The sequence below is a fragment of the Paenibacillus zeisoli genome, from assembly GCF_003994465.1.
Lineage (GTDB): Bacteria > Bacillota > Bacilli > Paenibacillales > Paenibacillaceae > Fontibacillus > Fontibacillus zeisoli.
Genome location: NZ_RZNX01000001.1, coordinates 789,868 through 802,478, shown reverse-complemented (window position 1 = coordinate 802,478; position 12,611 = coordinate 789,868). Strand labels below are relative to the sequence as shown.

Here is a 12,611-nt window from a genome sequence, read left to right as displayed (position 1 = left end):
TTTTGCATACTATGGTATAAGTATTTGGGCTTATCCCACTCGGAGGAATACAACATGTATACACCCAAGTCCCTATTCATGATTACAATTTCCATGCTCCTTTTTCTGGTCCCGATGTTCCCATCGCAAGCGGGAGCTCAAAACCTTAGCATTTCCACTGGGCCGAAGACGAATGCCAGGGCAGCGGCTTTGATTGATGTGACTTCAGGAAGGATGCTCTACAGTGCCAGGGGAGAAGAGATTCTGCCTATCGCGAGTCTTACCAAGATCATGACTGCAATCGTAGCGATCGAGCATGGCCGACTGGAAGATAAGGTGAAGGTCGGAAAGAATGCTTTTGCCAAGGAAGGTTCATCTCTGTACTTAAGGCTTGGTGAACAAATGACGTTAAGCAATCTGCTTTATGGTCTTATGCTTCGTTCTGGTAATGACGCAGCCTCGGCCATTGCTGAGCATGTTGGCGGCTCAGAAGAAGGTTTTGTGTATCTCATGAACGAGAAGGCGCGGCAGCTTGGGCTGACACACTCTCACTTTGCCAATCCGCACGGACTTGATGCAAAGGCTCACTATTCGTCCGCGGGTGATCTGGCCAAGCTGACAGCCTACGCTCTGCACAATCCCGTGTTCAGGGAAATTGTCCGTACGAAGGTCAAGACAGCCCCGAATCCCAATGATCCATGGGAGTATAAATGGGCAAATAAAAACAAGATGCTGCGGCTCTATGACGGCGCTGACGGCGTCAAAACAGGGTACACCAAGATCGCCCGCCGGTGTCTTGTTAGTTCAGCAACACGTAACGGTCAGCAGCTTGCTGTGGTCACGCTTAACGATGGGGATGACTGGAATGATCATGCCAAGCTTCTTGATTACGGATTCAGTACCTATCCGCTGAAGCGAATTGTGGAGAAGGGAGAGCCTGCCGTGCAGAATGCTGACTGGGTTACAGGTGCAAGCTTTAGCTATCCACTGCGAACCGGGGAAGAGCAGAGGATTGTCAAAAAACTCAAACTGATCACACCGAAGCCGGCAGATTTCAAGCTGCGTGCACGGATGGAGATCCTGCTGGAGGATAAGCTTATCGGTTCCCTGCCTATCTATACCACTGCTGCACAAGAGAACCATCCTACTGCAGCGAGTCATAGGTAGAACAGATCAGGCTATGTAACATGGGGGAGGAGTTCAAATGGTTAACAAAATATGGCTGGCTTTTATTTTGATTGGCTTTGCTTTTGCCGCAGCTAAGGGGAATATCAGCGCTGTGACCGAAGCGGCTTTTGATGGAGCTACGACTGGAGTAACGGTATGCTTCGGACTGATTAGCATCATGGTATTCTGGTTAGGAATGATGAGGCTTGCCGAAGATTCAGGGCTGGTTAAAGGCATATCCAGACTGCTCGGACCGGTGGTCTCCTTCTTGTTCCCAGATGTTCCGAAGAATCACCCAGCAATGGGCTTCATTCTGTCGAACATGAGCGCTAACCTGCTTGGACTCGGTAACGCCGCAACTCCAATGGGGATCCGGGCCATGCAAGAGCTGCAAACGTTGAATCCAGACAAGGACAAAGCAACTCCAGCCATGTGCACGCTGCTCGCGCTAAATACAGCAAGTATTACGCTAATTCCCACAACCTTGATTGCGATCCGGATTAGCTTCGGTTCAGCGAACCCCGCAGAAATTGTAGGGACGACCCTCATGGCCACATTTGTCGCTACTTTAGCGGCCATAATGGCAGACCGTTGGTATCGCAGAAGGTATGTGAAAAGCCATCGTCCGCCAGTAAATCCGCCTGCAAATCCGGCCGCGGCCACATTGACCGTGGAGAGGTGAGGAGCCTTGCAAACCTTGATCCATGTATTCTCCAATTGGGCCGTACCGGTCATGATTGCCTTCATTCCTCTGTTTGCGTTCATCCGCAAAGTCCCTGTCTATGAATCATTTGTAGACGGAGCGAAGAGCGGTTTCAATACGGCGATTGAGATTATTCCGCATCTTGTCGGTATGATGGTAGCGATCAGCGTGTTCAGGGCTTCTGGCGCCATGGATTTCTTCACAGGTTGGATCGCTCCTCTGATGACCAAGCTGGGGGCACCGCCCGAGGTTCTTCCGCTTGGATTTCTGCGGCCGTTAACAGGAACAGGCTCGCTAGCTTTTACAACGGATCTGATCAAGACTTATGGCGCCGATTCCATGATTGGACGCATTGCTTCAACAATACAAGGCAGTACAGATACCACATTCTATGTGCTGACGGTTTATTTTGGCGCAGTCGGCGTCAAGAATGGGATGTACGCTCTAAAGGTAGGCTTGTTCTCCGATGTGATCGGATTTGTAGCCGCAATTGCCATATGTTTGATTGTATTTGGGTAGTTATTGCGGTATGCAAATAAGTACAAAGCAAAAGTGTTAATGGAGATTCTACCTTAGAAATTTAATTTAACGTTGTTTAAAAATTGATATTCAGCTTTCACAGCCGCAGCCCTCTCTCGGAGGGCTATTGTGATTTTATACCTTAGTGGGTATCATTAGGATGAGGTGACTTATAAGACATGGAAAGATTACAGAAGATATTAGCCCAAGCGGGTGTAGCTTCACGCAGGAAATGCGAGGAAATGATCCTTGCAGGAAAAGTACAGCTAAATGGAGAGACGGTAACGGAGCTCGGTACAAAAGCCGACCCCGCGGTCGACGAGATTACTGTAAATGGCAAGAGAATAGGAATTGAGAAGAAACTTTATATTGTGTTCAACAAACCGAAAGGTGTTATTACAAGCGCATCCGACCCTAAGGGCCGCAAGATCGTAACCGACTATTTAAAAGGCGTGAATGAACGCGTATTTCCGGTTGGACGCCTTGATTATGATACAGAAGGATTATTATTGTTGACCAATGACGGGGATTTTGCCTACCTGCTTACCCATCCGAAGCATCACGTGCCTAAGACCTACTTGGCTACCGTAAAAGGAGTTCCCCATGGTACGGACCTGGACAAGCTGAAGCAGGGTGTCATGCTTGAAGACGGAATGACGGCTCCCGCCGAAGTGGATTACTATGACATTGCTGCGGATGAGAAGGAATCTACCATTCGGATTACCATTCATGAGGGTAGAAATCGCCAGGTAAGACGGATGTTCGAGGCGATTAATCACCCGGTTCAGCGGCTTAAGAGAATCTCATTCGGTGAGCTGCACCTCGGCAACATGAAGCGGGGGCTTTACCGTCATCTAACGCCTGCTGAGATTGAAGATCTCAAGAAGAGCGCCAAGAAAGCGGACAAGCAGGGAAAACGTCAGTAGACACATAATCTTCAAATAACGAAGCTGAAAATGTGGCGATATTCGTTATAATATTCATAGGATATTCACTGAATGTCCATAAATACAGAATGGACTATGATTAATCTCACATCTTTATCGGGTGCGATGAGGTAGTTCAGTCTGTATTTATCATATTGCCATAGAAGGGAAGCTGCTTCGGTATGAAGAAATACAGGCGGCCGGTGCAAATCGTCATTCTCCTCCTCGTCGTGATATTGGGCGGCTATGCGATCGGCTCTGCTGTGCTTGGCTCTCACGACAGATTGCAGGTCGGCGATAAGGCGCCTTCTTTCTCACTGCTCGGAATTGATGGCCGTGTTCATCATTTGAAGGAATATGAAGGCAAGGCCATGGTAATTAATTTCTGGGGCTCCTGGTGTAAGCCATGCGTTAAGGAAATGCCAGCTCTTCAGCAGCAGGCGGAGAAGTGGAAGGATAAAGGGGTCGTAGTGCTCGGGATTAATGCCGGAGAAGATGAGATGACCGTGCAGAATTTTGCGGAAGACCGCGGGGTGACGTTCCCGATTTTACTTGATCCAAATAGTGATGCTGTACGAGATTATAATATCTCGCCTCTTCCTACGACTTTTTTTGTAAGCGCTAAAGGTAATATCACCTCCATTCATCAAGGTGAGCTTGATCTGAATACACTGGACAGCCAGATCGGGCAGTTAGTCGCGCCATGATTAGACAGGAGGGACATCTAATTGATAAGCAACACGAAATGTGAGTGTGGACACCAGAATCGCGTAGGTACCGTACTGTGCGAGGCGTGCGGTAAGCCGCTGATTGAGCTTGGCGAGGCTGGCGAAGTTCTTGAAATGCGTTATGATGGGGCGGCCCGCCGATCCCAGCGCGCCAATCCGAATTTTATCGATCAGATCTGGAACTTTTTCTCTTCTGTCAAAGTTGCCATCTATCTGATTATTCTTACTCTACTCGGAGCCATGCTTGGAACCGTATTTCCGCAGGTCAGCACTTTTATTAATCTGCAAAATCCCGAAGAGTACTATAAGAAGACTTACGGTACACTTGGGGGAATCTATTATAGTCTGGGACTCGCAGATACGTATAATTCATGGTGGTTCATTCTGCTGCTTGTAATGATCGGTTCGTCGCTTGTGATATGCAGCCTGGACCGCGTTCTACCGCTGTACAAAGCTCTTTCCAAACAGAAGATTAAGAAGCATATGGAATTTCTAACTCGCCAGCGGGTGGTCTACCAAGGTCCTATTCTGGAAAGAGCTGAAGAGTGGATTCGGCGGGCAACCCCGGTACTGAAGAAGAAAGGCTACCGGGTACATAGTGAAGGTGCAGCTCTTCTTGCGGAGAAGCAGCGATTCAGCCGCTGGGGCCCCTATGTCATTCATATCGGACTGATCATATTCCTGTTGGCTGTTCTATTTCGAGGATTACCAGGGCTTCATATGGACGAATATGTCAGCTTCCCTGAGGGCGAAGCCAAACGGATTCCGGGAACAACCTTTTATCTGAAGAACGAGCAATTTACCGTCAATTATTATAGTGAGAAAGAACTACCTAAAGAGTTCCAGAACACCGGTAAGATGCTGCCGAAGTTATTTCAGACCAAGGCCGTGTTATATGAATGTACCTCGAGCTGTGAGGACCCTTCCAAAACTCCGGTGCTGAAGGAAGTCGCTCGTCATGATATTGAAGTGAACAAGCCGCTGGATTACAAAGGCCTTGTTGCCTATCAGTACGACTTTGATCTAACACCTAAGCTTCGCTCCGTTCAGCCTGTGCTGGTCAATAAAGTGACCGGAGAAGAATATGGGAAGTTCAAGCTCGATATGATGAATCCGAAGCGGAGCTATACACTTGGGCCTTATACCCTTGAGCTAAAAAACAAGTATATGGACTTTATGCTGAATGATGATGGGGAGCCGACATCCAAGTCTCCTAATCCGAATGCACCAGCTTTTCTGTTCCTGGTTAAGGGTCCGGATCTTCCCAAGGAAGGCGCCCAGTTCATTTACTTTCCGAAACAAATCGACAAAGCGCGCTTCCAGCAGGATTTGATTAATGAGAAGCTTGGCGGGATTGAGAAGAAGCTGGATCTGGATGTTAAGGCAATGAGCGACGTAGACTTCGCTAAATCTACAAGCTTCCTCAACATTCGCATGGATCGAGCCATGCCGTTCGTCTGGACTGGACTTGCGATTGTCATGCTCGGGCTTGTGCTCGGGTTCTACTGGACACACCGCCGGATATGGCTGCGAATCGATGACGGACAGCTTACTTTAGGCGGACATACCACGAAGAATTTCTTCGGCCTTCGCCGGGAAGTGGTGTCGATCCTGAAGCCGCTGGGTGTGGAAGTGGATGAGAAGTCTCTGGATAACGGGAGGAACCAAGAATGAGTACGCAGGATTTATTAGAAATAAGCAAGCAGGCCTTTATGTATTCCTTCTTTCTGTACTGCATAGCCTTTATTGCCTTTGCGGTAGCTGTAATCGGGAAAAGCTGGAGAAATCGGGATCCCGTGAGACATGAGCGCAAATGGGGAAGAATTTCGTTCTTCATTTCCTCTGTAGGTTTGCTGGGGCATCTATTATACTTTGGAACCCGCTGGGCTGGAGCCGGTCGGATTCCGGTCAGCAACATGTACGAATTTATGTCATTTTTATCCATGATGATCATGGTTGCTTTTACGATCGTCTTTCTGATTTACCGCAAAACACTGCTCGGCTTGTTCGCTTTGCCGATTGCAGTTATCGTTATGGCATATGCAGCCGTATTTCCTGCTGAAGTTCAGCCGCTGATACCTTCATTGAAGTCGATTTGGCTGTATATCCACGTTACGCTGGCTGCCACGGGCGAATCATTCTTTGCTGTCGGCTTTGCGGCAGCGTTCATGTATTTGCTGCGCACAGTTAATTTCGATGGCAAAGATAAGGTGGACCGCCGGCAAAAGTGGTGGGTGGAGTTCACCATGTTCTCCATCATCATGGTTATCGGCTTCATCGTCGCTGTCTTTGCTTTCCGGGCATCGGGTTATCAAGCTGTATTCACCAGTCAACAGATCACCACGGATACGGCAGGTCAGACTACGACGAAGGAAGACAAAGTCGAGTATAATCTTCCTCCTATCGTGGCTCCTTATAACAGTAAGGTTGAGAGTATGCAGAGCTTTGCCGGGCTGGATCAGCCGCTGCTTCATGCTCCTTCCTGGGTTGAAGGGGCAACCGCTGGTCGCAAGCTGAATACGATAGTATGGTCCATAGTTGGCGGCGCAATTATATATCTTCTGTTAAGACTGTTGGTCCGCCGTCCACTAGGGAAGCTTGTCTCCCCGCTTCTAAAAGGACTTGACCCGGACGATCTAGATGAAATCAGTTATCGTGCGATTGCGATCGGCTTCCCGATCTTCACCCTGGGCGCACTGGTCTTTGCAATGATATGGGCGCAGCAGGCCTGGGGCCGATTCTGGGGATGGGATCCCAAGGAGGTCTGGGCACTTATAAGCTGGCTGTACTATAGTGCTTATCTGCACTTGCGTCTATCCAGAGGGTTCCAGGGTCGAAAGGCCTCCTGGATTGCCGTGCTGGGCTTCCTGGTCATTATGTTCACACTCGTTGGGGTGAACCTGGTTATTGCCGGTCTGCACTCCTATGCCGGTACAAATTAAGATTTTCTTCTAAAATGAACTAAAGATATTATATACTCATTCTTGAGTGCTTCTTTCCGGAGCCTCACTTGAGGTATACTGTCTTTAGTTCATTCCATATTTTACACACCGAATTATGTATTTGCTCTTGGAGAGAATAGGTAAGAAGATAAAGGGGTTGTTGTCGATGTCAGATCAATTAAATCGCATTCTGGTAGTGGATGATGAGGAACGCATTCGCCGTCTGCTCAAAATGTACCTTGAGAAAGAAGGCTACGAGATCGATGAGGCGGAAGACGGAGAGACGGCGCTGCGCAAGGCAAGCACGGGCGATTATGGTCTGATTCTGCTTGACGTGATGCTTCCAGGCATTGATGGCGTAGAAGTCTGCAATAGGCTCAGACAGGTCAAATCTACACCGGTATTAATGCTGACTGCAAAAGGTGAAGAAATTAATCGAGTGCAGGGCTTTGAGGTAGGGGCCGACGATTATGTTGTGAAGCCCTTCAGCCCGCGTGAGGTTATTTATAGAGTAAAGGCCATTCTGCGCAGATCGTCGGCTACGGCGTATTTGTCCAAGGAGAGTGGGACAAGCAATAATATTGTATTTCCTAACCTGATTATTGAACATGACGCGCACAGGGTTACGGCTAGTGGGCATGAAGTCAGTCTAACGCCAAAAGAATATGAACTGCTGCACTATCTGGCTGTGTCACCGGACAAGGTATTCTCGCGTGAAGAGCTTCTTAAGGACGTGTGGAATTATGAATTCTTCGGTGATCTTCGTACGGTGGATACCCATGTGAAGAGGCTGCGAGAGAAGCTGAACAAAGTATCTCCAGAGTCGGCAGGGATGATTACTACAGTATGGGGTGTCGGTTATAAGCTAGAGGTGGCGAAATAAGTGAAAAGATTCTGGAGGACGCTCGTAGGTAAGCTGTGGATTACGATCATTTGTCTAGTCGGTAGTGTCCTTATGATTCTGGGCCTATTCCTGCTTCCTTACATTGATACCAACTTTACAAATTCCGGTGCCATTAAGAAGCTGTTCACGCTGGTATCAGTGATTGGGTTCTCAATGACTACGTTCTTTGCGCTGATTCTATTTAACAAAATTACACTTCCCATGCAGCAGCTAATTCGGGCTGCCGATTCTGTTCGTAAGGGGAAGTATGATACCCGGCTCTCGCTTCGTACTAGTGATGAGATTGGTGAGCTTGCCAATTCCTTCAACCATATGGCTGAAGAACTAGAGAATACGATTAGAAGTTTGAATCACGAGAAAGAACATCTGTCCAGTGTCCTTCGCAGTATGAACGATGCGGTCATTACCATGGATATCGAAGGATCTGTTATCCTCACCAACCCACCAGGTGATGAGATTATGCAGTCTTGGAGAAGCTTAACAGAAGACGAGGACAGCCTGCCTCACTCCGCTTCCCTACATCCAGGTCAATCCCATGTACCGAAGCCGCTGCTCCCGATGTTCACAAGAGTGCTGAGTGATGGGGGGGACCAAAGCGCCAATGTACACGTCAAGCAGAGTGTCTGGTCTGTCCATATGGCTCCTCTGGCCTCGGATGGGGATATAAGGGGGGCGGTTGCGGTGTTGCGCAATGTGACCGAAGAGGTACGGCTTGAGAAAATGCGTCGTGACTTTGTTGCTAATGTCTCTCATGAGATACGGACACCGCTCTCCATGATGCAGGGCTATAGTGAGGCTCTGCTGGATGGGATGGCGGCATCTCCGGAGGAAAGTGAAGAGCTTGTACAGGTGATTCATGATGAGTCCCTTCGTATGGGGAGGCTGGTCAAGGACCTGCTCGATCTGGCTCGCATGGAGGCTGGCCACACGGATATGGTGATGCGTCCGCTTGATGTAAGAGAACTGCTTGAACGGGTGTACCGCAAATTCAGTGTACGTGCGAAAGACCGTGAGATTGAGCTGATTCTGCATGACCTTCAGGACAACCTGATCTTAGAGGAAGCGAATGAGGATCGTCTGGAGCAGGTGCTGACCAATCTCCTGGATAATGCCTTCAGGCATACACCGAGTGGTAAGAGAATCGAAATAAAGGCGGAGCAGGTAATTCATCGCGGTAAGAGGGAACTTCGACTGGAGATTAAGGATGAGGGTGGAGGCATTCCGCCAGATGATCTGCCTTATATTTTTGAGCGGTTCTACAAAGCAGATAAAGCTAGAGTTCGTGAGGAGTCCGGCGGGACAGGGCTTGGTCTTGCGATTGTCAAAAATATCGTCGAAGCTCATCGTGGAACGATTACAGCCATCAGCGAAGTGGGGCAGGGTACCACCTTTAAGCTTCTTCTTCCTGTCGAAACACTGCTGTCTGAATGACACCCGCTGAGATATAAAATTGATTTTTGTTGAATACGCAAGATTAATCTTGTTCATCGTGGAACAATGCGTGATTAATCGGACATAATAAAGAGCTGCCCTTCTGAGAAGGACAGCTCTTTTGCTAATCATATTTACCGGCTATTAAGAAAGAACAATTTCCTGAGCTGCGTTAACTTCCGGAAGCTTGGTCAACTCTTCAAGTACTTCCTTCGAGACGGCCTTATCGACAGTCAGAACCATGATTGCTTCACCGCCAACAATTTTACGTCCAACCTGCATGGCAGCGATGTTCACGTCGTTGTTGCCAAGGAGAGTACCTACTTTACCGATAATGCCTGGTTTGTCATTATGGGAAATGTAGATCAGATTGCCTTTTGGCTCAATATCGACTGGGAACTTGTTGATTTGTACAACACGGTCTCCGTATCCGGATAGAAGAGTACCCGCAACGCGCTGCTCTTCACCACTTTGCAGCTTGAGAGTAACACTAATCAGGTTGGTGAAGTCTTGTGCTGCAGTTGATTTGGATACGACCACATTGATATCCCGAGCTTTTGCCAAATGCATGGAATTTACGATGTTCACGTCATTTCCGAAATGACGGGATAGAAGTCCTTTAACAATGTAGCGGGTCAATGGCTGAGTATCCACTTCGGACAAGTCACCCGCATAGTTAACCACAATTTCTTTAACAGCTTCATTGTTAATTTGAGCTGCGATCGTACCCAGCTTCTCACCCAGTCCGAAGTATGGCTGAAGCTTGTTCATTACGCTTGGCGCTACAGGAGGCATGTTCACGGCGTTCTTGAAAGGTTCATCTCTCAGGATGTGCAGAACCTGTTCAGATACATCAATAGCTACATTCTCTTGAGCTTCAATGGTTGAAGCACCCAAGTGAGGGGTAACGATGATTTTTGGATTGTTCAGGAACGGGTGATCAGCTTGTGGCGGCTCATGCTCGAATACGTCGAACGCGGCTCCAGCCACGATGCCTTGATTAATAGCTTCCACAAGAGCATTCTCATCAATAACGCCGCCGCGGGCACAGTTGATGATACGCATGCCTTTTTTCATTACTGCAAATTGTGCAGTGGAGATAATACCGCGTGTTTCCGGAGTAAGCGGAGTATGCACAGTAATAAAGTCTGCATTCCGAACGATATCGTCAACACTTGCAAGTTTAACGCCCAATTTCTCGGCACGTTCTTCAGTAAGGAATGGGTCAAAGCCCAGAATGTCCATACCAAAAGCTTTGGCGCGCTTGGCAACTTCACTACCGATACGTCCCATACCTAGAACTCCCAGGGTTTTGTTGCGGAGCTCGACGCCGAGGAAGGATTTGCGATCCCATGTTCCGCTGATAGTTTTGGCATAGGCTTGAGGAATGTGTCTTGCAAGGGCCATCATCATCGCAAAAGCGTGCTCACAAGTCGTGATTGTGTTGCCGTCTGGAGCATTAATGACAATAATTCCGCGCTGGGTAGCTGCTTCTAGATTAATGTTGTCTACACCAACTCCGGCACGGCCAACTACTTTAAGACGCTCGCCAGCGGCCATAATTTTCTCTGTTACTGTAGTTTGGCTGCGAACAAGAAGCGCGTCGTATTCGGGAATAATGCGGATTAACTCTTCCTCACTAAGCCCTGTCTTTTTCTCTACTACGACATCTTCTGCATCAACGAGCTGTTGGATTCCCAGATCACTGATCGGATCCGATACTAACACCTTATACATGTTTGATTTCCTCCTCCAAGAAATTAAATGCGTAATATAGATTGAACTATATCCGACTTTATTAATTAAAAGGCCCGCCAATATGACGAAATCCTTAAAATACGCTCTTTACTCCATTATAGCAGCAACGCACCAAAGGGAAAATATAAATAAAAAACCCTCGACCCGCATACTACTACCGTAGTAAGGGACGAGAGTTGATCGTGGTACCACCCTAATTCACTGCGCCTTTACAGGAACAGCCTCAGTTGTCTGGACAGACAAAATGATAACGGAGTTAATCCGATTACACCTACTTAAGTTTCAGCGTAATAACTCAGGAGTGCTAAAGTACGCATCTCAGCTGCCGGTTTCCAGCAACCACCGGCTCTCTGTAAGCATCAAAGCGACTTCTTTCCTTCAACGTGTTTGGCGAACTAATTTTTTCATAATGTATCACAGCCTCAGGAAGGGTGTCAATAGTCGAAATGCCATCTCCATACACTCTCCTTGAATCTGCGGCCGAATTTAGTTATGATTTTTATATTATACTTAAAAGGACAGACACCTTAATGAAAAAATTTAAGATTGGCAAAGTCAAGATTGAGCCTATCGAGCCGGGGCAGCTTAATGAACGGCTTCTATTAATTAATTTGTATATTACCCAGGGTCTGGCCTTAATTATGGGTCTCATTATTTTATTCTTCCAGAAACAAAGCCTCGTGAATTTGCTGACCTTCCCGAATGGTCCCGGGTTTATTTATTGGGGGGCAGGGCTAGCAGGGGTCATGTTCGTTATTGATCTTGTTCTATCGAAGGTTATACCAGAGGACAGCATGGATGATGGGGGCATCAATGAGATGCTCTTTCGTACGAGGCCTGTGTGGCACATTATCGTTATCGCTGGTTTTGTTGCCATATGCGAAGAACTTCTTTTTCGCGGAGCTATTCAGCATGCCTTTGGCCCCTACTGGACAAGCATTATATTTGCTATTATTCATATCAGGTATTTGAAACACTGGATTCCGACGGGCTGGGTGTTCTTGAGCAGCTACGGACTGGGTTACATTTACATTCATTCAGGAACGTTGTGGGCACCTATTTTGTGTCATTTCATCATTGACCTGGTGTCCGGTTTGATCATTCGATTTCGGAGGGAAAGATGAACGAGCGCTTGAGCAGAATGGAGCGGTACAGCCGTAAGCAGCATGATAGGGAAGCGGTTCGGGAAGATGAGATACAGTTAGGAAGAAGTGAAGCTCAGATCAGGCTGAGAAGAAGTGAAGTGCACCGGCAGCAGACGGGTAGAGAAAGAGTGGCTGCCTCGGCAGAGACAGGATCTGGCCCGGAGATAACCTCGGCCGAGATGGTAGCTCAGGAGGAAATATCAGCTTTAGATATGCCTTCCCGAAGAGAAGTGTATCCGTCTCACAGGATTAAATGGACCAAATGGTTCTACAATTCTCTGCTATTTATATTTATTGCACTTATGGTTTTATTATTCTTTTGGGGCATGCAGCAATCCACCTGGGGGAAGCAGCATTAGATAGAGCAGCAACCACATATATTTTGCGCAAAAAAAGGGTATCCCATCGG

12 protein-coding genes and 1 other annotated feature are annotated in these 12,611 nt (G+C 47.7%); of the genes, 11 read left to right on the top strand and 1 reads right to left on the bottom strand.

The annotated features are described in order from the left end of the window. The first annotated feature begins 54 nt into the window (after positions 1-54). The 9 genes from EJP77_RS03780 (at position 55) to EJP77_RS03740 (ending at position 9,299) form a co-directional block, all read left to right on the top strand. On the top strand, positions 55-1,146 hold the full coding sequence (locus EJP77_RS03780) for a D-alanyl-D-alanine carboxypeptidase family protein (RefSeq protein ID WP_127197814.1): 1,092 nt from the start codon (positions 55-57) through the stop codon (positions 1,144-1,146). 37 nt (positions 1,147-1,183) lie between these two features. Further along, on the top strand, positions 1,184-1,828 hold the full coding sequence (locus EJP77_RS03775) for a nucleoside recognition domain-containing protein (protein ID WP_127197813.1): 645 nt from the start codon (positions 1,184-1,186) through the stop codon (positions 1,826-1,828). A gap of 51 nt (positions 1,829-1,879) precedes the next feature. Next, positions 1,880-2,368, top strand: coding sequence for a spore maturation protein (locus EJP77_RS03770; protein ID WP_185897180.1), 489 nt, complete (start codon positions 1,880-1,882; stop codon positions 2,366-2,368). Positions 2,369-2,547: 179 nt separating this feature from the next. Next, a complete protein-coding gene (locus EJP77_RS03765; RefSeq protein ID WP_127197811.1) occupies positions 2,548-3,294 on the top strand; it encodes a pseudouridine synthase in 747 nt (248 codons plus the stop codon). Positions 3,295-3,476: 182 nt separating this feature from the next. Further along, the gene (locus tag EJP77_RS03760) at positions 3,477-4,001 is read left to right on the top strand and encodes a redoxin domain-containing protein (RefSeq protein WP_127197810.1); all 525 of its coding nucleotides are present in this window, start codon (positions 3,477-3,479) and stop codon (positions 3,999-4,001) included. A gap of 21 nt (positions 4,002-4,022) precedes the next feature. Continuing rightward, positions 4,023-5,696, top strand: a complete 1,674-nt coding sequence (gene resB / locus EJP77_RS03755) for a cytochrome c biogenesis protein ResB (RefSeq protein WP_127197809.1) — start codon at positions 4,023-4,025, stop codon at positions 5,694-5,696. Further along, entirely contained in the window at positions 5,693-6,964 is a 1,272-nt protein-coding gene (gene ccsB / locus EJP77_RS03750) for a c-type cytochrome biogenesis protein CcsB (RefSeq protein ID WP_127197808.1), read from the top strand. Before resB ends, ccsB begins: the two co-directional genes overlap by 4 nt. Positions 6,965-7,130: 166 nt before the next feature. Next, positions 7,131-7,847 (top strand): response regulator transcription factor, encoded by a 717-nt coding sequence (locus EJP77_RS03745; protein WP_127197807.1) that lies wholly within the window; start codon positions 7,131-7,133, stop codon positions 7,845-7,847. Beyond that, positions 7,848-9,299 (top strand): ATP-binding protein, encoded by a 1,452-nt coding sequence (locus EJP77_RS03740; protein WP_246021662.1) that lies wholly within the window; start codon positions 7,848-7,850, stop codon positions 9,297-9,299. Between the two features lie 144 nt (positions 9,300-9,443). On the opposite strand, the gene serA is transcribed toward EJP77_RS03740, so the two are convergent. Further along, positions 9,444-11,036: a phosphoglycerate dehydrogenase gene (gene serA / locus EJP77_RS03735; protein WP_127197806.1), complete on the bottom strand. Its 1,593-nt coding sequence runs from the start codon at positions 11,034-11,036 to the stop codon at positions 9,444-9,446. A 183-nt stretch (positions 11,037-11,219) separates the two neighbouring features. Continuing rightward, positions 11,220-11,448, bottom strand: a binding site (T-box leader). A 139-nt stretch (positions 11,449-11,587) separates the two neighbouring features. Here serA and EJP77_RS03730 point away from each other — a divergent pair. Beyond that, positions 11,588-12,181 carry a CPBP family intramembrane glutamic endopeptidase gene (locus EJP77_RS03730; protein ID WP_127197805.1) on the top strand — a complete coding sequence of 198 codons (594 nt, stop codon included), beginning with the start codon at positions 11,588-11,590 and terminating at the stop codon, positions 12,179-12,181. Next, on the top strand, positions 12,178-12,561 hold the full coding sequence (locus EJP77_RS03725; RefSeq protein ID WP_127197804.1) for a hypothetical protein: 384 nt from the start codon (positions 12,178-12,180) through the stop codon (positions 12,559-12,561). Before EJP77_RS03730 ends, EJP77_RS03725 begins: the two co-directional genes overlap by 4 nt. The last annotated feature ends 50 nt before the right edge of the window (positions 12,562-12,611 follow it).

What these genes read in the sequence shown, in the direction of transcription:
- EJP77_RS03730 (WP_127197805.1), top strand. Translation starts at nt 11,588, where the DNA reads ATGAAAAAATTTAAGATTGGCAAAGTCAAGATTGAGCCTATCGAGCCG.
- serA (WP_127197806.1), bottom strand. Translation starts at nt 11,036, where the DNA reads ATGTATAAGGTGTTAGTATCGGATCCGATCAGTGATCTGGGAATCCAA.
- EJP77_RS03780 (WP_127197814.1), top strand. Translation starts at nt 55, where the DNA reads ATGTATACACCCAAGTCCCTATTCATGATTACAATTTCCATGCTCCTT.
- EJP77_RS03765 (WP_127197811.1), top strand. Translation starts at nt 2,548, where the DNA reads ATGGAAAGATTACAGAAGATATTAGCCCAAGCGGGTGTAGCTTCACGC.
- EJP77_RS03725 (WP_127197804.1), top strand. Translation starts at nt 12,178, where the DNA reads ATGAACGAGCGCTTGAGCAGAATGGAGCGGTACAGCCGTAAGCAGCAT.
- EJP77_RS03745 (WP_127197807.1), top strand. Translation starts at nt 7,131, where the DNA reads ATGTCAGATCAATTAAATCGCATTCTGGTAGTGGATGATGAGGAACGC.
- EJP77_RS03775 (WP_127197813.1), top strand. Translation starts at nt 1,184, where the DNA reads ATGGTTAACAAAATATGGCTGGCTTTTATTTTGATTGGCTTTGCTTTT.
- EJP77_RS03760 (WP_127197810.1), top strand. Translation starts at nt 3,477, where the DNA reads ATGAAGAAATACAGGCGGCCGGTGCAAATCGTCATTCTCCTCCTCGTC.
- EJP77_RS03770 (WP_185897180.1), top strand. Translation starts at nt 1,880, where the DNA reads ATGATTGCCTTCATTCCTCTGTTTGCGTTCATCCGCAAAGTCCCTGTC.
- ccsB (WP_127197808.1), top strand. Translation starts at nt 5,693, where the DNA reads ATGAGTACGCAGGATTTATTAGAAATAAGCAAGCAGGCCTTTATGTAT.